At 70.1% G+C, this 16,711-nt stretch carries 28 protein-coding genes, 1 tRNA gene and 1 pseudogene; 24 read left to right on the top strand and 6 right to left on the bottom strand.

Translation table 11 applies throughout. The annotated features are described in order from the left end of the window. Positions 1 to 128: 128 nt before the first annotated feature. Entirely contained in the window at positions 129 to 1,001 is an 873-nt protein-coding gene (locus ACFPZN_RS03905; RefSeq protein ID WP_378280192.1) for an LmrA/YxaF family transcription factor, read from the bottom strand. An 87-nt stretch (positions 1,002 to 1,088) separates the two neighbouring features. On the opposite strand from ACFPZN_RS03905, the gene ACFPZN_RS03910 reads away from it, so the two are divergent. After that, entirely contained in the window at positions 1,089 to 2,024 is a 936-nt protein-coding gene (locus ACFPZN_RS03910; protein ID WP_378280195.1) for an NADP-dependent oxidoreductase, read from the top strand. Between the two features lie 993 nt (positions 2,025 to 3,017). After that, positions 3,018 to 3,116 (top strand): annotated as a pseudogene (locus ACFPZN_RS03915) (hypothetical protein); the annotation flags it as partial. Between the two features lie 221 nt (positions 3,117 to 3,337). On the opposite strand, the gene ACFPZN_RS03920 reads toward ACFPZN_RS03915, so the two are convergent. Both ACFPZN_RS03920 and ACFPZN_RS03925 read right to left on the bottom strand, forming a co-directional pair. Further along, positions 3,338 to 4,732 carry a WD40 repeat domain-containing protein gene (locus ACFPZN_RS03920; RefSeq protein WP_378280197.1) on the bottom strand — a complete coding sequence of 465 codons (1,395 nt, stop codon included), beginning with the start codon at positions 4,730 to 4,732 and terminating at the stop codon, positions 3,338 to 3,340. Positions 4,733 to 4,905: 173 nt separating this feature from the next. Further along, positions 4,906 to 5,103 carry a hypothetical protein gene (locus ACFPZN_RS03925; protein ID WP_378280199.1) on the bottom strand — a complete coding sequence of 66 codons (198 nt, stop codon included), beginning with the start codon at positions 5,101 to 5,103 and terminating at the stop codon, positions 4,906 to 4,908. A gap of 233 nt (positions 5,104 to 5,336) precedes the next feature. Here ACFPZN_RS03925 and ACFPZN_RS03930 point away from each other — a divergent pair, with 233 nt between their 5' ends. Continuing rightward, complete coding sequence (locus ACFPZN_RS03930; protein WP_378280201.1) at positions 5,337 to 5,909, top strand: tyrosine-type recombinase/integrase; 573 nt, start codon at positions 5,337 to 5,339, stop codon at positions 5,907 to 5,909. A 257-nt stretch (positions 5,910 to 6,166) separates the two neighbouring features. Here ACFPZN_RS03930 and ACFPZN_RS03935 read toward each other — a convergent pair. Further along, a tRNA-Lys gene (locus tag ACFPZN_RS03935) sits at positions 6,167 to 6,239 on the bottom strand. Between the two features lie 182 nt (positions 6,240 to 6,421). Here ACFPZN_RS03935 and ACFPZN_RS03940 point away from each other — a divergent pair. Beyond that, positions 6,422 to 7,444, top strand: coding sequence for a tyrosine-type recombinase/integrase (locus tag ACFPZN_RS03940; RefSeq protein ID WP_378280203.1), 1,023 nt, complete (start codon positions 6,422 to 6,424; stop codon positions 7,442 to 7,444). On the opposite strand, the gene ACFPZN_RS03945 is transcribed toward ACFPZN_RS03940, so the two are convergent. Beyond that, a complete protein-coding gene (locus ACFPZN_RS03945; protein ID WP_378280205.1) occupies positions 7,438 to 8,187 on the bottom strand; it encodes a hypothetical protein in 750 nt (249 codons plus the stop codon). The two genes, ACFPZN_RS03940 and ACFPZN_RS03945, sit on opposite strands and share 7 nt — an antisense overlap. A gap of 202 nt (positions 8,188 to 8,389) precedes the next feature. Further along, complete coding sequence (locus tag ACFPZN_RS03950; protein WP_378280206.1) at positions 8,390 to 8,878, bottom strand: helix-turn-helix domain-containing protein; 489 nt, start codon at positions 8,876 to 8,878, stop codon at positions 8,390 to 8,392. A 155-nt stretch (positions 8,879 to 9,033) separates the two neighbouring features. Between ACFPZN_RS03950 and ACFPZN_RS03955 the strand changes: the two genes are divergently transcribed. The 20 genes from ACFPZN_RS03955 to ACFPZN_RS04050 all read left to right on the top strand — a co-directional run bounded on the left by ACFPZN_RS03955 (position 9,034) and on the right by ACFPZN_RS04050 (position 16,707). Next, positions 9,034 to 9,297 (top strand): helix-turn-helix domain-containing protein, encoded by a 264-nt coding sequence (locus ACFPZN_RS03955; RefSeq protein ID WP_378280208.1) that lies wholly within the window; start codon positions 9,034 to 9,036, stop codon positions 9,295 to 9,297. 1 nt (position 9,298) lies between these two features. Beyond that, positions 9,299 to 9,592, top strand: coding sequence for a hypothetical protein (locus ACFPZN_RS03960; RefSeq protein ID WP_378280210.1), 294 nt, complete (start codon positions 9,299 to 9,301; stop codon positions 9,590 to 9,592). Continuing rightward, a complete protein-coding gene (locus ACFPZN_RS03965; protein WP_378280212.1) occupies positions 9,589 to 9,783 on the top strand; it encodes a hypothetical protein in 195 nt (64 codons plus the stop codon). The genes ACFPZN_RS03960 and ACFPZN_RS03965 overlap by 4 nt, the downstream gene beginning before the upstream one ends. 82 nt (positions 9,784 to 9,865) lie before the next feature. Then, positions 9,866 to 10,174, top strand: coding sequence for a hypothetical protein (locus ACFPZN_RS03970; protein WP_378280214.1), 309 nt, complete (start codon positions 9,866 to 9,868; stop codon positions 10,172 to 10,174). Continuing rightward, positions 10,171 to 10,740, top strand: coding sequence for a hypothetical protein (locus tag ACFPZN_RS03975; protein WP_378280215.1), 570 nt, complete (start codon positions 10,171 to 10,173; stop codon positions 10,738 to 10,740). Before ACFPZN_RS03970 ends, ACFPZN_RS03975 begins: the two co-directional genes overlap by 4 nt. Then, positions 10,740 to 10,997, top strand: a complete 258-nt coding sequence (locus ACFPZN_RS03980; protein WP_378280217.1) for a hypothetical protein — start codon at positions 10,740 to 10,742, stop codon at positions 10,995 to 10,997. Before ACFPZN_RS03975 ends, ACFPZN_RS03980 begins: the two co-directional genes overlap by 1 nt. Continuing rightward, the gene (locus tag ACFPZN_RS03985; RefSeq protein WP_378280218.1) at positions 10,994 to 11,386 is read left to right on the top strand and encodes a hypothetical protein; all 393 of its coding nucleotides are present in this window, start codon (positions 10,994 to 10,996) and stop codon (positions 11,384 to 11,386) included. The genes ACFPZN_RS03980 and ACFPZN_RS03985 overlap by 4 nt, the downstream gene beginning before the upstream one ends. Then, positions 11,383 to 11,778, top strand: coding sequence for a DUF6197 family protein (locus tag ACFPZN_RS03990; protein ID WP_378280220.1), 396 nt, complete (start codon positions 11,383 to 11,385; stop codon positions 11,776 to 11,778). Before ACFPZN_RS03985 ends, ACFPZN_RS03990 begins: the two co-directional genes overlap by 4 nt. Beyond that, on the top strand, positions 11,775 to 11,975 hold the full coding sequence (locus tag ACFPZN_RS03995) for a hypothetical protein (RefSeq protein WP_378280222.1): 201 nt from the start codon (positions 11,775 to 11,777) through the stop codon (positions 11,973 to 11,975). Before ACFPZN_RS03990 ends, ACFPZN_RS03995 begins: the two co-directional genes overlap by 4 nt. Positions 11,976 to 12,079: 104 nt before the next feature. Then, on the top strand, positions 12,080 to 12,556 hold the full coding sequence (locus ACFPZN_RS04000) for a hypothetical protein (protein WP_378280224.1): 477 nt from the start codon (positions 12,080 to 12,082) through the stop codon (positions 12,554 to 12,556). Beyond that, complete coding sequence (locus ACFPZN_RS04005; RefSeq protein ID WP_378280225.1) at positions 12,549 to 12,827, top strand: hypothetical protein; 279 nt, start codon at positions 12,549 to 12,551, stop codon at positions 12,825 to 12,827. Before ACFPZN_RS04000 ends, ACFPZN_RS04005 begins: the two co-directional genes overlap by 8 nt. Further along, positions 12,824 to 13,381 (top strand): hypothetical protein, encoded by a 558-nt coding sequence (locus ACFPZN_RS04010; protein WP_378280227.1) that lies wholly within the window; start codon positions 12,824 to 12,826, stop codon positions 13,379 to 13,381. The genes ACFPZN_RS04005 and ACFPZN_RS04010 overlap by 4 nt, the downstream gene beginning before the upstream one ends. Beyond that, on the top strand, positions 13,378 to 13,689 hold the full coding sequence (locus ACFPZN_RS04015) for a hypothetical protein (protein WP_378280229.1): 312 nt from the start codon (positions 13,378 to 13,380) through the stop codon (positions 13,687 to 13,689). The genes ACFPZN_RS04010 and ACFPZN_RS04015 overlap by 4 nt, the downstream gene beginning before the upstream one ends. Beyond that, entirely contained in the window at positions 13,686 to 14,054 is a 369-nt protein-coding gene (locus ACFPZN_RS04020; RefSeq protein ID WP_378280231.1) for a hypothetical protein, read from the top strand. The genes ACFPZN_RS04015 and ACFPZN_RS04020 overlap by 4 nt, the downstream gene beginning before the upstream one ends. Further along, positions 14,051 to 14,686: a hypothetical protein gene (locus tag ACFPZN_RS04025; RefSeq protein WP_378280233.1), complete on the top strand. Its 636-nt coding sequence runs from the start codon at positions 14,051 to 14,053 to the stop codon at positions 14,684 to 14,686. The genes ACFPZN_RS04020 and ACFPZN_RS04025 overlap by 4 nt, the downstream gene beginning before the upstream one ends. Positions 14,687 to 14,929: 243 nt before the next feature. Continuing rightward, complete coding sequence (locus tag ACFPZN_RS04030) at positions 14,930 to 15,079, top strand: hypothetical protein (RefSeq protein WP_378280235.1); 150 nt, start codon at positions 14,930 to 14,932, stop codon at positions 15,077 to 15,079. Next, on the top strand, positions 15,076 to 15,420 hold the full coding sequence (locus ACFPZN_RS04035) for a hypothetical protein (RefSeq protein ID WP_378280237.1): 345 nt from the start codon (positions 15,076 to 15,078) through the stop codon (positions 15,418 to 15,420). Before ACFPZN_RS04030 ends, ACFPZN_RS04035 begins: the two co-directional genes overlap by 4 nt. Then, positions 15,417 to 15,740 carry a hypothetical protein gene (locus ACFPZN_RS04040; protein ID WP_378280239.1) on the top strand — a complete coding sequence of 108 codons (324 nt, stop codon included), beginning with the start codon at positions 15,417 to 15,419 and terminating at the stop codon, positions 15,738 to 15,740. Before ACFPZN_RS04035 ends, ACFPZN_RS04040 begins: the two co-directional genes overlap by 4 nt. Next, a complete protein-coding gene (locus tag ACFPZN_RS04045; RefSeq protein ID WP_378280241.1) occupies positions 15,737 to 16,429 on the top strand; it encodes a hypothetical protein in 693 nt (230 codons plus the stop codon). The genes ACFPZN_RS04040 and ACFPZN_RS04045 overlap by 4 nt, the downstream gene beginning before the upstream one ends. Beyond that, complete coding sequence (locus ACFPZN_RS04050) at positions 16,426 to 16,707, top strand: hypothetical protein (protein ID WP_378280242.1); 282 nt, start codon at positions 16,426 to 16,428, stop codon at positions 16,705 to 16,707. The genes ACFPZN_RS04045 and ACFPZN_RS04050 overlap by 4 nt, the downstream gene beginning before the upstream one ends. The last annotated feature ends 4 nt before the right edge of the window (positions 16,708 to 16,711 follow it).

Genomic DNA, 16,711 nt, shown 5'->3' on the forward strand with positions numbered 1-16,711 from the left:
AGACGCCGACCCGACCGGTCTGGGGACAGGCATCTGGTGCCCTCGCCAAGTCAGGCTCTGCGGCCGACGCCCGCTCACAAGATGCGATTAGCCGCAAAGCGAGCACGGCCAGCCCTGGTCGCTGCTGCTCAGGAGGAGGTTTGTTCGTCGTCGTGGTCGGCGAGGTGGCGGTAGAGGGTGGCGTGGCTGACGCCGAAAGCCGCTGCGACTTGCTCGACCGGTTGGCCGGCGGCGAGAGCGGCCCGGGCCGTGGCGAACTGGTTTCGGTCGGGCTGGCGGGGCTGGCCGGGCTGCTTGCGCTGGGCCTCATTGACATCGTCGAGTACGCCGGCACCAGGGGGAGTCGCGAATGTCTGCACGTAGCCGATGGCTGCCCGCAGGGCGTCTTCCAGCGGGGCGATGTCGCGGGCGACCTGGGCGAGGAGCATGCCGCCCTGAAAGGCGGAGAGCAGGAGGTAGGCCAGTCGGGTCGGGTCCGTCTCAACACCGATGCGGCCGAGCCTCTGCATCCGTTCGAGTCCATCTCGGAAGATGTCGCTCCACTGCTCGAACGCGTTCGCGAGTTCCGTGCGAACGTCAATGTCGGTCTTGATGATCTCGCTGGCGAGCGAACCGAGGCTGCAGCCTTCCTGGTAGGAGCGCTCGTAGGCGATAGAGAAGCCCGCCCATTCCCGAAGCGAGTCGAGGCTTTCAAAGTGGGTAAACCGCTCACTGCGATGGAACGTGAGGACGCGCTCGGCCTGCCACTCGATGACCGCGAGGACAAGGCTCTCCTTGGTCGGGAAGTAGTGGTTGAGCTGTGATCCGCTGATGCCTGCCGCGCGACGGAGCTGCTCGTTGTTCGTCGCGTGGACGCCCTTGGTGTAGATGAGCTCCGAGCGTGCTCGAGGATGCGGGCTCGGGTCGCCTGCCCCTTGTCCGTGAGCTTCTGCGGCACCCGGGCTTCCGTTGTGGCTTCCATGACACACACGATTACCCAGATTGGGCCTGTCAGCCCACATTCGCGTCGTATTGACTGCCGCGATTGGGCTGACAAGCCCAGAACGTGGCGCCGAGAGCCGGCGAGCACGAGATATACGGAGGCACCCATGAAGGCAATCGTCGCGATGGATCAGGCCGCGGAAGCAGCCGGGATCACCCTCGCGGAGCGGCCTGAGCCGACGCCGGCGATCAACGACGTCGTCGTTGAAGTCCACGCGTCGGGTTTCGTCCCCGCGGAGTGGGAGTGGCCCTCGACGTGGGTCGATCGCTCCGGTCACGATCGCGCCCAGGCGATCATCGGCCACGAGTTCGCCGGTGTGGTCTCCTCCCTCGGCTACGGCACGACGGGACTCTCGCTGGGACAGCGGGTGTTCGGGATCACGGACTGGCATCGCGATGGGACGCTGGCCGAGTACGCGGCCGTGGAGGCACGCAATCTTGCGCCGCTGCCGGGGAACGTCGACTTCACGGTGGGTGCGAGTCTGCCGATCTCCGGCTTGACCGCGTGGCAGGGCCTGTTCCAGCACGGCCGCCTTCAGGCGGGGCAGAGCGTCCTCGCACACGGCGCCGCCGGCGCCGTCGGGTCAGTGGTGACGCAGCTCGCCCGGGAGTTCGGCGCCTACGTCATCGGTACCGGTCGGGCGGCGGACCGCCAGGCGGCGCTCGACTTCGGCGCGAACGAGTTCCTCGACCTCGACCATGAGGATCTCGGCGACATCGGCGGGGTCGACCTGGTCTTCGATGTCATCGGCGGTGATATCCAAAGGCGTTCGGCGAGCATCATCCGGCCTGGCGGGACGCTGGTGTCGGTGGTCGGACCCGTTGAGGCTCGCCCTGTCGACGGCTTGGCGGTCGACTTCGTCGTCGAGTCCGTTCCGAGCCAGCTGGTGGAGATCGTCGACCGGGTGCGAGACGGGCGCCTTCGCACGCACATCGGAACCGTCGCAACCCTCGACGACGCCATCCCCGCGCTCAACCCGACCGAGCGGCGCAAGGGCAAGACCATCATTCGCGTGCGTCATCATGGCCAAGACCGGGCGTAAGAGCCTGCGGTCAGTGCAGCGCTACTTCGAACCCGGCCTGGCCCTGCGCTTGCCGGGAATTACGTCCGTTCAGGTGAGAGCTGCAGCGTCTGGTGGGCTCCGGGGCCGGGCTTGATCAGTCGCTGGGCAGGTCACGGTGCGGCGGTCGGCACGGGATGACGAGCGGTTGTGCTCTTGCGACTGGCCTATTCGACTGTGGCGAACGCGTTCGCGGTCCTTCGTCCGCTGCCGGTGACCGATCGGGAGAAGGACACCGAGATCTTGGTGCTGCGGCATCAGATCACCGTGCTGGAACGCCGGCTGGACGGGGCGAAGGTGCGGTTCACTGCTGCGGACCGAGCACTGCCGGCTGCGCTGCTGCACGGGTTGCCTCCCAGAGTGCTACGGCGGATACGGCTTCCGGTACGGCCCGATACGGTGCTGCGCTGGCACCGGGACTTGATCGCTGGCCGGCACGCTGCCCAGTCCAGGCCCAAGCGGCCGGGCCGGCCACCGACCGCGCGTTCTGTCCGCTTGCTCGTTCTGCGTCTGGTACGGGAGAACCCGAGCCGGGGGTACCGGCGGGTGCACGGCGAGTTGCTGGTGCTCGGTGTCCAGGTGGCCGCGTCCACGGTCTGGGAGATCCTCAAGGACGCCGGGATCGATCCGGCACCCGAGCGTGCCTCGACCACGTGGGCCGGCTTCCTGCGCTCCCAGGCTGAGGTGCTGCTGGTGCGACTTCCTGGAGACCGTCACATTGACGGGTGCGCGGATGTACGTGCTCGCGGTGATCGAGCATCACACCCGCCGGATCCGGGTCCTGGGCGCCACCGCTCACCCGACCGCCTCGTGGGTGAAACAGGCCGCCCGAACCTGGTCATGGACCTGGAAGACGCCGGCTTCCGCGCACGGTTCCTGATCCGCGATTGGGACGGCAGGTTTCCCGAACTCTTCGACGCCATCCTGGGTGATGCGGGCATCCAGGTGGTGCTGACCGGGGTACGGATGCCGAGGATGAACGCGATCACGGAGCGGTGGGTGCAAACCTGTCGGCGTGAGCTGCTCGACCGGACCCTGATCTGGAAGCAGCGGCACCCGCTCCTTGCCCTGCGCGAGTTCGAGGTCTTCTATAACGAGCACCGGCCACATCAGGGCATCGCGAACGCACGCCCGTTGCATCCGTTGCCCCCGGCGGTCACCGATCCGGCCCGGATCGCGAGCCTGGACGTACGAAGACACGGACGTTCGGGCGGATCCTCAACGAGTATCGGAATGCCGCTTGACCTGCATGGACGAAGTTTTCGGCATACGCAGGGCCGCGTCGCCGTACGTGCTCACTCCAGGCGCCAGAGAGCGATGGTGTTGTCCTGGACGCCGATGGTGGCCATGGTGCGCCCGTCGGGGCTTAGGGCGAACTGGTTGATGGTCCTGGTTCCAGGCCTGGTGACGGTGACGCCGCGGCGGGGGTGGTCCACGGTGGGTGGGGTCCCTGGGATGGTGGCGGTGGCCCGCTTCTTGTGGGTGGTCGCGTCCCAAAAGTGCAGGCCCGAATAGTCGGAGGTCACGACGGTGCGGCCGTCGGTACTGTAGGCCAGGCCGGTAACGGCGCCGATGTGGCGGCCGAGCGGGCTCCCCTGTGCCTTGCCGGTGGCGGCCGCGAGGAAGCGGACCCTGTCGAACACGCCCGCCTCAGTGGCGGTGTCGAGGGCGACAGTGGCGCCGTCCGGGCTCAACACGAGGTGCTCGCCACCGCCGAAGTCCTCGGGCGACTTGGCCCGCTCCCTGCGGGCGGCCACGTCCCAGACCCGAACGACCTCCTCACCGGTCTCATCCACGCTGACGAGCGTGCTGCCGTCCGGGCTGAAGACCATGATCTTGGCGTCTACCGGCCGCAGGGGTTCGCCGGCCGGCCTGCGGGTGACCGGATCGTAGAAGCGGATCCCTTCATCGCCGAAACCGCTGGTGGTGAAGTACTTTCCGTCCGGGCTGAAGGCGACCGCCGAGAAGTTCTGGACGAAGGCGTCTTCGGACCTGGCGATCTCCCCAAGCGGGCGCAGGGTGGCGGCGTCCCACAACTGGGCCCGCTCGTCGCTGCCAGTCGCCAGCGTGCGGCCGTCGGGCCTGAAGGCCACGGTCTTGAAGATGACGTTCGAGCTTTTGAGTGGTGTGGCCCGCTCCTTATGGCCGGCCACGTCCCACAGCCGCAGTACGCCGTCCTGGGATTCGATGGAGGCCAGGGTCGTACCGTCCGGGCTGAAGCGGAGGCGGCCGATCGCGCCACGGTGACCCTTGAGGGTGCCGAGCCTCCGCAGGGTGGGGCGCGCCGGGATGGCGGTGGGCGGAGGTGTACGGAGGAGCGGGGCGGTGCTGGACGCGGTGGAGCCGGGGCGGGCGCCCGTGGCGGCCCGCTTCGCGTTGTCGCTCCCGCGATCACCGGAGCCGCCGCTGAAGACCACGACCCCGGTAGTAACGGCACCAGCCACGAGGACGGCGCCCCCGACGAGGAGACGGCGTCGCGCGGCCAGTCCGCCCCCCGCCGCAGATTGCCCCGGCGGTGCGGCGACTGCCTGCTGCGCCGCTTGCGGGGAGGCGTCTGTCTGGGCTGGTGGCGAGGGCTGCGCGGGCTGAGGAGGTACCCGGGGTGTGGCGGCCGGCTCTTCGCGGGGCTGGCCGCCTTCGGCACGCTTCCGGTCGTTCCCGGACCCCGCGTCGTGTGGCTGCTCGTCCATCTCGCCTCTCCCGTGCGGGTTTCGCTTGATCTCGATGTTCTCGACTCACGGTAGGAGGGCGGCGCCGGGACCGGTCCCAACTCTGGTTGGGACGGCAGGATCTGGCAGGTGAGGGGTTGAGCGGGCCGTGCATTGCGGTTGGAAACGGTGTAGGTGCCGAATACTCGGCCACGCTATGCGACCTGTTGGTATTCGTGTAGGAGGCCACCGAGGCGGTCTTGCCGGGTGACCTTGTTCTCGGTGTCGACCGGGTCGGGGAGTGCCCGTAGCGGGCAGGCTTGGTGCAGCGCACGGTGTGGACGCTGCTCATTGAAATGGGTTTCGTACTCGGACAGGGTCTTGCGCAGGTGCGCGGCGTTCAGGATGAGCATCGGTCGAGGAGTTCGCGGCGGATGCTGCCGACCCACCGTTCCATGATGGCGTTCATGCGAGGCGCCTGCGGTGCGGTGGGCACGATGCGAATGCCTTCGGAATGGAAGTGGAGTGCCCCGGCTTCCGTGATGGGAGCCAAGCCAGGAGGAGCTCGTGCCGCCCTGGCCCGAGGCTGTGCTGTCGTCCTCGGTAGGCCAGTCTGTGCCCGCCCAAGACCACGCATGGCACCCGGGTGATCGCACTGGACCGTACGACGGTGGCCGCATTGCGTGCCCATCGCGCCCGGCAGCAGGCGGAGGCGGACGCCTACGGCGAGGGTTACCGCGACAGCGGGCACGTGTTCACCAACCTCAACGGCGACCCGGTCGCCCCGGGGCGGCTCACCCACGTGTTCCAGAAGCTGATCGCCGAACATGATGTACTGCCGATCCGGCTGCACGACCTTCGCCACGGCGCCGCGACACTGGCGCTGACGGCCGGAGTCGAGCTGAAGGTGGTGCGGGAAATGCTGGGACACTCCAGCATTGTGCTGACCGCCGACACCTACGCCTCGGTGCTGCCGGAGGTCGCGCACCGCGCGGCGGAGCAGACCGCCGCGCACCTGCTGCGCGCCGCGGGCGTCGTGCCGGGGACCACTCGGCGCCGCGGCCGTGCCCCGGCCCGCCGTCGGCGCTCTGCGCGAAGGCGCACCCGGGCGGGCCTGGTGCGGCGCAAGGTGACGGCCCGGAGCCCTGAACCGTCCCGGCCGCGCACTCGCGCACGGCCGCCCAGTCCCGTCCGCACACGCACTGCGGCCACTGCGTGATCGAGAGCACGTGATCGAGAGCATCCGCTCCCCCGTCCCTGCCTGACGACCTGCGAAAGGACTTACCGCACATCGGAGGCGCGTCAGCCTCGACGAGGTCGGCGCGCGGGGACCGCCTTGCTCGCGATCAAGCAGCGGGACGTGAAGGGGCGTGGCGCCGACGTGTGCGGTGTCCTGGCCCCAGGGTGGTCTCAGGCTGGCCCCAGGCATGATCGCCGCCGGGGTCGATCGGGAGCATTTGGGCTGGTCACGGTGGGTGGGTCGCGTGGGACTCGAACCCACAACCTACGGATTAAAAGTCCGGAGCTCTGCCAATTGAGCTAGCGACCCTCGAAACTTGCCGTTCTACCTGGGCTTTCTCACCTGGCCACAAGATCCTTCCGATAGCTCATGGGTGACTCAGCTTAGGATTCTGAGCCCGCCAGGGCTCGCACCGAGTCTAGAGGGCACCGCAGCCCACCGCATCCCAGTACCAGCCCGGCAGAGCTCACACCGAGCCACAGGGAGCACGCATGACCGGAGCCGTCGTCCCCTTCGACCCCCACCGCCGACGCCGCACCAGCCGCCGCCCCCAACCCGCCACTCCCCCTGGACTCACCTTCGGCGCGGCCATGAACTCCTGGACCCTCGCCCTCCAAGCCCGAGGGCGCAGCGACCGCACCATCGGCGAATACGTGGCCACCATCGAGATCTTCACCGCCTGGCTCGACGCCAACGACCTGCCCGACGACGTCGAAGCCGCCACCGCCGAGCACATCCGCCGGTTCCTGACCCACGAGAACGGCCGCGCCTACAACAAGGACAACGTCCGCAAGACCACCCAGCCCGCCACCGCCGCCAAGCACTTCCGCAATCTGCGCGCCCTCTTCAACTGGCTCGTCAAGGAAGGAGAGCGCACCACCCCCTCCCCCGTCCACTCCGAAGACCAGCCTGACGCCCCCAAGAAGCACCGCGCGGCCCTGACCGACGAACAGATGAGCGCCCTGCTGGCCACCTGCAAGAAGCGCACCTTCGAGAACCTGCGCGACGAGGCGATCCTGCGCCTGCTGGTGGACTCCGGCCCCCGCCGCTCAGGCATCGCCGGCATCCGCCACACCCCGGATGACGACGCCACCAACGACCTGTACCTGGCCCGTTACCGCATCCGCATCGTCCTCAAGGGCGGCGACGAGCACCTCATCCCGATCGGGAAGAAGACCGCTCTGGCCATCGACAGGTACATCCGGGCCCGCGCCCGCCACCCGGCAGCCGAGGAGCCGTGGCTGTGGCTGGGGCAGAGGGGCCGGCTCACCGGGTCGGGGATCTACCAGATGGTCCGGGAACGCGGGGCCATGATCGGGGTCCCCGGCCTGCACCCGCACCGGTTCCGGCGCAAGAGCGTCACCGAGTACCTCAACGCCGGCGGGAACCCGATCGACGCGATGTACAACTTCGGCTGGAAGTCGATGGCGATGGTGGACGAGTACACGCGGGAAACCGCGCGTGAGCGAGCGGCGGAAGCTCACGCGCGGCTGTCCCCGGGGGACCGCTACTGAACCGGTCCGGGCAGGTCAGGAGCCGGGGTGTCGGCGACGGTCGGCGTTTGCACCGGCGCCGGCACCTGCGACTCGGAAGGTGTGGGGATGTCTGCCTCCTCGACGGGCCGAACGTCCAGCTCGGCTTCTCGCGTGGCTCGCGTGCGCCAGGGCTTGGGGGCCGGTGGCGCGCCTTTCGGTGCGGGCGTCGACTGGCCCTGAGAGTCGGCGGCCGGGCTGGCGGAAGTGGCTGTGGTGGTGCGTGGGGGCTCCGCAGAGGCCGGCGCTGATGGAGTCACGGCGATGACTCGGGTGGACGTGATGATGGATTGGTCTGGCGCGGGTGCCGTTTCGGTTGGCGTGGCGCGTTCCAAGGAATCAGCGAGCGTCGCGCTCATGACGACGAGAACACCGGAGACGGCGAGGAGCACGGTGACCGCTGCCGCGCCGCCCCGGAAGCGCCTGGAGGGCAGGGGGGCCGGGTGGAGCCCGCCCCGCTCGGGTAGGTGGGAGATTTTCGAGGGGCGGGGCTCGGCTTCACCGAACCGCTGCAGCGTGTCCTGGGTGCCCTGCCAGTACGCCGCCCTCGCGACTCGCCGGATCCTCGGACCGTGCTCGGTCCGTAGGACGACCAGGAGTCCGACGGCCGCGGCGAGCAGGAAGGAGTGGGTTTCGCCTGACGGCTCCTCGAAGAGGAGACCGGCGATGGATCCGCTCCAACAGAGTGCGCAGACGGCGACGGTGACGTGGCGCAGCTTGATCATGACCCTCCCAGCGCGTGGCCGTGTAGATCGGCGTTGTCCCCCTCGGGGCGGGTCTGGCTGGGGGGAAGCCCCGCCCCGTCCGATCTTCCGTTTCGGTTGTTGACCTACCGTCTAACAAATGCACCGAAATGTCACTGTCCGGATTAGGACAGTAACGCCACGTCGTTAAGGAGTGTCCGAACCCGCAACTCTCCGAAAAGATTTACCCGGCCGCTGACTGATCGTCACGGCCCTCGCCATGCCCGCGGCCACCATGTCGGCGGCCGATGAACATCACGAGCTTCTCCAGGATCGTCCTGTTCTGGCGCTGGGTCTCGCTGTACTCCCGCAGGAGCTCCTCGACCACCGCCCGGTCCTCACCCGACAGGCGGCCGATGACTTCCTGCACTTTGCTGTCGAACGCCTCGGTTCCCGCAGCGGCCTGGAGCTCGATCTCCTCCAGGACCTCCGCGGCCTCATGTAGTCGCCGGTCGCCGGGTTGGTACTTATAGAGCCGTTCGGCGGTGATGCCGACGGCGCGTGCCATGTGGGCGATGGTTTCGGCGGGGGCGCGGTTGCCCTTGCCGCCTTCGATCTGGCTCCATCGCTGGTGACTGATTCCCGCCTCGTCGGCGGCTTCCACGATGGTGAGGCGGCGGGCGCGTCTGGCTCGCCCGATGAGCGCGGCCTCTGGGTAGGCGGGTGTGCCCATGGTCGTTAGCTCTCGTTAGCTGAAATTAGCTCGCCCTCACTTTAGAGATCGTTCCCCGGTCTGTCACCTACCCCCGAGGGGCCCCTCTGGCCTGCCACAAAGCCACATGAAGCCAGGCAGTTGCCATTAGCTCTAATTAGCTCTAATCTCGTCGCATGACGTCCAACGAGGGGGCCGTAGACGTCCCCTTCCACGACCGCCGGAAGATCCGCCGCGAGCGGATCCTGGCCGGTCAGAGCCAGGCCGAGACCGCTCGCCGCGCAGAGATCAGCGCCGCCCACCTGTGCAACATCGAGCTCGGCAACGTCGCCAGCCCCTCCCCCGAGGTCCTGGGACGCATCGCCGACGCCATCGGCTGCACCATCGCCGACTTCGAGCGCGACACCCCCACCCGCACGAACGTGGCGGAGGTGGGTTGACATGCCGGCTCGGGACCCGAAGGCGCGCAGCGAGATCGCCCGCACGGCCGCGCTCGTGAACCTCGCCAAGCAGGCGAACTGGGTGGAGATGACCGCCCCAGCCCGCCGCAAGTCGCCGGTGACGTTCGAGTACTGGCTCGACCGCACCAAGACCGAGCACCCGGATGCGCCGCCGCGGCAGCAGCAGCGGATGGCTGAGGCGGCATGGCGTGCCCGGCAACGGCAGAACTCGAAGAAGGCCGTCGAGGCGCGCAAGGCCAAGCGTCAGCCGAAGCCGAAGGCGGGTGCGGCGTGAGCGAGCAGATCGATTACGAGGCGGGCCGGCTGGCGCGGCAAGACCAGCGTTGGCAGGACGCCCAGGCCGCGTACGTCGCCGAGTACGAGGACGTCGACCCGGACGTGGCGTTTGTCGAGCGCGTCAAGGCGGCCACGCGGATGCGGGTCATCGAGCGCGAGTACGAGAACGACGGCCGCCCGGCGGCCTGACAAGCAGACGGGGCCCCCGGGCCGTGCCAGCGGCCGGAGACCCCTAGCCCCACCACCCAGTCACTGCAATGGAAGGCAGGGCATGAAGACCAAGACTAGGCCCCTCACCCTCGCCGACGCCTTCGAGGCGATGGCGAACGTGGAGCTCCAGGAGCAGGACCGGGACGAGAAGCTCGTCACCGTCCCCGCTATCCAGAGCGTTCTGGAGCCGCTCACCATCCACCTGCTGCCGGACGGCCGGGACCTGTGGTGGGGCGAGTTCAAGCGCTGCCTCGTTGCCCGGCAGCGGGCCGAGAACGGGGATGCGCCGTGGCATGACGGGGCGGGCGTCGACTGGGACGCGCGGGTCGCCGAGGCCCTGGAGCGGCTGACCGGAGGCGACCGGTCATGACCCTCAACACCAGCGTCTACGTCCTGGACGAGATCAACTACAAGTACGTCTGGGTGCGCGCCAACCAGCTCATCGGAGCCACCGAGGCGACCCGCTTCCGCAACGAGCAGGTCAAGACCTGGCAGAACGGCGAGGGTAAGCCCGAGCCCGGCAACGCCTGGAGCATCGGCAACAACGCTGGCCAAGGCCTGTGCGCGCTGCTCGACATCCACTACCGGCCCGACGCGCCGCTGCGCGCCAAAGACGGCGGGTGCGAGTGGTACTGCGACCCTGACTGCGAGGACGAGCACCGCAGTCGCGCGTGCTGGCTGGAGGTGTCCTTCGACACCGGCTACGGCCACCGCGACCAGCAGGGCCGTGGCTGCGGTGACCTGCACGCCTCTCTGGTCGCCGATCTCGGCAAGTGGCTGGACGAGCGCGGTGTGCGGTGGCTCTGGGAGAACGAGTTCACCGGCGAGATCCACTCCGGCTATGAGCGGCTGATCGATCTGTGCACGAGCGGCTTCGAGGCCACGGCGTGGTTCCGCAGCACTGTGCTCCCGGCCATCGAGAACGGCGGTGTGTGATGCCTGCCCCCGACGCCCTCACCATCCCACCCCTCGCACTCGCCACCGCAGGCATCGCCACCACCTACCTCACCCCCCACCGCCTCACAGGTGCCCTCACCACCTGCCTCGCCCTCGCCGTCCTCATGTGCGAGGCCATCGCCTACCACGACGACGCCAGCGCCGCCGTCTACCTGGCCGGCGCGGTCATCGCCGCCCAGGTCGCCGGGACCGCGCAGGACGAGACCACCACCGACCAGGACGGAGACGCCCGATGAAGTTCACCGACGAGCAGCTGCGCGACTTCGCCCGCAAGGTCGTCCTCTCATGCACCGAGGACATCGACTACATGGGCGTCGGCGAGAAGTTCGGACACAACTGGGCGCACCTGTCCGAGCAGGAGTTCGACGACGTGCAGAGCCGGGTGCACGACCTCGCCACGTCGTCGACCGTCACCGTCTCCTGGCCCGGCGACCAGGACGCGGATGCCGAGGTGAAGCGACTCCGCGCCGAGGTGGAGCAGCTCACCAAGCGCGCCGAGTTCGCCGAGGCCGCCCACGACCAGCGCCTCCAGGAAGTCGACGCTCTCACCCGCGCCCTCCACGACACCCGGGCCGAGGCAGCCGAATTGGACCGCCGCCTGAACGCGGAGGAGGAGGGCCGGTGAACACCGCCATCGCCGCCCAGCTCAACGCCGCCGCCGACCACATCACCGAACACGGCTGGACCACCGGCGACTGGCACGAGCCCACCATCGACCACGCCAACCCCGGCCACTACCTGCCCATCAACCAGTCCCGGCTCTGCGCCCTCGCCGCCATCAAAATCGCCTGCGGCCAGGACGCCGACGACGCCGAACTCACCCCCGCCACCCGCGCCGCGGCCCGCGCGTTCGCCGACCACCTCGGCCTCAACGTGCCCGCCGATCACGACGACGAGGACGGGGCGCTCACCGAGGCCATCGGCGGCTGGAACGACCGAGACGGGCAGACGCGCGAACAGGTCATCGCCGCGCTCCGCGCTGCGGCCGGCGCCCTGACCGCGGGGAGCCCGGCATGACGCTCACCGAGAAGGCGCAGTGGATCGCCTCGTTCATCGCCGCCGAGGTCATGACCGTCCACGACGGCATCAACCTCCTCATCGAGGAAGCCCAGGGGCGCCTCACCATCGTCGGCGCCGCGGACATGCTCGCGCGCTCGGGCCTGGACGACTGGACGCCGCTGCGCCGACGGGACGGCAGGTGGTGGAAGCGATGAGACGCCCCGGCCTCCTGAACTTTCTCAGCCCCCGTGCCGGCGCCGGGGCGGCATCCCCGGCGCCGGCGGCCGACACGAACTCCCTGATGAAAGAGGTATCGGCAATGACCATCATCCCAGACCCCAAGCGGGCCGCCTACGCGCAAGGGCTCCGCGACCTGGCCGACTTCCTGGAAGCCCAGCCCGAGGTCCCGCTCCCCTCCTACCCCAGGGTGGGCCCCCTCCTGTGGGGCGACGACGAGGACAAGCGCGCGGAGGTCGAGCGGATCGCGTCCCTGCTCGGCGTCACGCCGCGCAAGGAAGCCTCGCAGCACCTGGCCAGTCGGTATTTCGGTCCGGTCGTCTACGAGGTCGTGGCCATCACGGCGGAGGAGATGGAGCGGCACCGCGCGCTGCACTCCTACCGCGACAACGTCCAGCCCGAACCGCCCGCGCTCGCGGAGGAGCCGGCGGACGCGGAGCTGGTGGAGGCGGACGCCGAGCTGGTGGAGGCGGACGCGGAGGCGGCGGCCGAGGCCAGCGTGTCCCCGGTGAGCTACGACGCCGACGAGGTCGTCGAGGGCGGTGGCCAGCATGGCTGAGCCGACCATCATCGTCCGCCTGGACGGCGGCCCGAAGAACGTGTCCGAGTACGGCCCGTTCACCACCCGCCACCAGGCCGAGGCGTTCGCGGCGTTCATGTCGGCGGAGGTCGACCCGGCGCGGGTGTTGGAGGCGTGGGGCGTGGACCCGGAAGGGCTGCTGTCGCCGGTGGGTCCGCTGCTGGCCTGGTACGCGGACTCCAAGGAGCGCCCGGTGCCGCGCCGTCCCGCAATCCACCTGGCCGTGACCAAGATCGGGGAGCGGCCGTGAGCGAGATCAAGCCGGTCGGCTTCTACTGCGACCACTCCGACGAGCCGCTCGGGAAGCGCACCCACGAGGGGTGGGCGTGGACGGCCGACGACGACATGGTGTGGCAGCGTCAGCCGGACGTCATCAGCTCCCATCAGAGCGCGGAGCGGGCGGCCACCCGGAGGTGCCCGCGCGCGGTGCCGGTGTACGCGGTGGACGTGCCCGCGCTGCTGGCCGAGCGGGATCGGGCGCGCGCCGATGCCAAGGGATGGCACGACACCTACCAGCAGCAGGCGAACGCGGACGACGAGTTCTTCGGCGTGCTGCTCGACCTGCTGCCCGGCGCGGCCGACGAGGGCGCGGACGCCTACGACCAGATCCCGCGCGGCATCGAGAAGCTGAAGGCTGAGCAGGACCGCCTCGCCGAGCAGGTACGCCAGGCGATCCAGGCAGCCGAGGACCGGGCGGCCAAGATTGAGTTCAACGACGCCTTCGAGCGCGGGCAGGCGACCGGACTGCGCGCCCTCGCAGCCGGTCTGCGCTCCGCCCTGCACAACGGCGAGGCCCGGTCATGACCGCCCTGCTGTCCCGCACCCGGCGCCTGCTGGACCGGCTGCTGCCCGGCACGCCCGCCACGCCCCGCCTGTGCACCATGTGCGGCCGCACCGCCCGCCGGCTGAGCCCGGCGCATCACGCCGACATCGGGTCCAAGCGCACGCCGACGTGCCGCCGCTGGGGCTGCCCCGGCGAGCTGTGGCACGCCGAGGACCTGGCCGCCCGCGAGGAACGCCAGGCCACGCGGGACCGGCGGCTGCTCGCGCAGTACCCCGCCGAGTACGAGGGCACCCCGCCGCGCATGGCCTGGGACGGGTGGTGGCGATGACCGAGTTCAAGCCCGGCGACATCGTCAACATCACCGTCGAGGGCGCGAGCGTCGTGGAATGCAAGGGCGGCTCGCTGGCCTACGAGTACGTCCTCGTCCCGCATGACGACGAGGAAGAGGTCGTCTACGCGGAGACCTCCATCCGTCTCAGCGACGCGGTGACGGTCGAGCGCGCGGACCCGGAGTGGTGGCCGCCGCAGCCTGGTGACGTGCTGCGGTTCGAGGGGCGGCGGCTGTTCGCCGTGGCGCGCGGGTCGAACGTCACGCTCGTGTCCGCCTTCTGGGCCGAGGAGGGCCTGGATCCGCAGGAGTCGTGGGAGCACCGCCACGACCTGACCCTCGTGAACCGCGAGTACCCGTCATGACCGGGCACCTGCCGCCGACGGCCGCCGAGGACGCCGCCATGCGCGCCCTCCTCGGCGACCCCACCCCCGACCACGACCCCGGCGCTACGCCCCTGGACCGCATCCTCACCGCCGCCGCACCGCGTGACCGGTTGCGGGAGCGGCTGCGGGCGGCGCTGACCGGCGCAGACCTGGAGGCCCTCGGCCGGGCGGCTGTCGCCCGCGTCGAGGCCGCCATGACCGAACGCAAGAACGGCGCCCCGGGGGTCGAGCCCGGGACGCCGCCACATCCGACGGCTGCAAAGGAGCCGACGAACATGCACACCCTACAGAGCGAAGCGACCCCGCGAGGCAGGCAGATGGCGGCGGCGTTCGCGCTGTTCCACCTGCTGGAGGCGCACGTCCCCGACGCCGAGTGGACCACGACCAAGGACGGCGAACTCCACGGCCTGGTCGCCGAGCCCGAGGACGCCCCCGCGCGGGCGGCGATGCGCCGCTACGCCACCTTCTTCAAGGTCCGCTTGCGCGCCTTCCAGGGCCGCGAGCACGGGCTGGCGTGGGTGCACCTGGAGGTCACCGCCACCTACCGCGGCACCCGCGTCACGGTCTGGACCCGCGTCGACGTCCGGCCCGTGAACGGCGGTGCGGCATGAGCAGGAAGCGCGAGAAGACCTACACGGGCCCGAACCGCGCCCGCGAGCAGCGCCTCCGGGACATGGGCAAGCTGGCGAAGACCCAGGCCGGGAACGCAGGACGCCGGGCCTCCTATTCGCCCGAGATGCTTCGCGAGTTCATCGCGGCACAGATCTGCCCGTGGTGCGGCGCGGGCCCCTACAAGATCCTGGCGATGCACACCGGGCGCCTGCACGGCGTCGACCGGCGCCTGGATCGCGCTGATGGGCCCGGACAAGGCCGAGCACCTCGCCGCGTGGCTGACGCGCGAAGCCTCCTACCTCGGACGCATCGAGAACCCGGCCCGCCAGGAAGAGTTCGCCGACCGCCACGCACTCGCCTTCGCCCGCTCGATCCTCGGCGGTGCCCAGTGACCGCCCCGCAGATCACCCCCGAGATGGTCCAAGAGGTCGCCGCCTACCGGCGCCCCGTCGCCGCACGCATCGCCGCCTACGCCACCTGCCGCTTCGCCGGACTCCGCGTCATCGACGCCTGCCGCGAGACCGGGATCAACGAGGCCACGGGCCGCAACTACGACAAGACGCTGCCGCTGCTGCGCGCCCGCTTCGACCTCCCCGAACCGCCCAAGGCGGGGACAGCGCCCTCCTACGCCGACCCCCGCGAGGCGGGCGGGCGGGGCGGCCACCAGAAGAACCACGTCGCGCGCGGCATCACCCGCCCCGACTGCCCGCACTGCCAGGAGGCCAGCCCGTGACCCCGTCCGAAGAGATCAGGACCGCTGCCCGGCGGCTGCGTGACCTGGGCGAGCGCGCCCAGCGTGTGCTGGAGCGGGAGGTCCGCCACTGGTCGGAGCTGAGCGTCGTGCTCAACCCCGAGCGCCCGCACGGCTCACCGATGGTCTGGTCCCAGCTCACGGCCGCCATGCCGCCCGTGTTCGCCGTCGCCGTCGCCGAATGGCTGGAGTCCTGGGACGGCTTCGACCAGCCCGAGACCGCGCCGCACGCCGACGACTGGAAGCACGCCCTGCAGATCGCCCGTCTGGTCAACCGCGCCGTCGAAGGAGGCACCCGATGACCGAGCAGCGCATCCCGCCCTACGCCCACGCCCTCATCCTCGCCGCCGCCCAGGAAGACCGCGACGTCACCACCTGGACCGCCCGCGAAAAGGAACTCTCCGACGCCTACACCGAACACCAGAAGCGCGCCACCGCCGAACGCGACCGCATCGAAGCCCGACTCGCCGCCGCCCGCCGCGAGACCGAGCAGCAGCTCAACGCCCTCGACCAGGAGGGCCGCCGGATCGCCTCCGACCTCGCCGACGCCGCCCGCCGCAAGGACCGGCACGTCACCGACGCCGCCGAAGCCCGGCGGATGGTCACCGACTGGTGCACCCGGCACGGCATCGACGCCACCGCCCTGCCCGCCGTCGACACCGGCCCCCTGCCCGCCGTCCCGGCCGAAGTCGCGGAGCGCCGGGACCTGCTCCGCGCCCTCACGCAGGAGGCCGTCGAAGCGGGCACCTACGGCGAGCCCGCCGACCCCGAATCCTGGACCGTCCCCGGCGACCTCGTCACCCACGCCACCGGAGGCCACCCCACCATCGGCGAACCCGTCGCCGGCCACGCCACCACGACCACCACCACCGACCTGCCCGGGAGGTCTTCCTTTCGCCCGGGTGACGGCCGTCCTGCGCAGGGTGACCCGGGCAACACCATCACCGACCCCGCCCCGGCACGCGAAGACCTGAACGGAGACGACCAGTGAGCTACGAGATCACCGACCTGGGCGGCGACGTCACCCTCACCACCATCGACTACGCCACCGAGACCGGCCCGTTCTGGTACGTCGTCATCGACGACACCCCCGTCCTCCCCGAGAACCCGCTTCCGCTGGAGCTGGCGGTCCGCCGCTTCCGGGAAGAGGTCACCGAGGCCACCGACGGCGACGTGGTGGATCTGCGCCAGTGCACCGCCGAGGACCTGAAGTGGGCGGGCATCACCACCGCCGACCAGCGCCAGAACGGGGGCGAGACGGGTGCCTGAGCCG

This window comes from Actinomadura rugatobispora (genome assembly GCF_042656285.1).
GTDB classification, from domain to species: domain Bacteria; phylum Actinomycetota; class Actinomycetes; order Streptosporangiales; family Streptosporangiaceae; genus Spirillospora; species Spirillospora rugatobispora.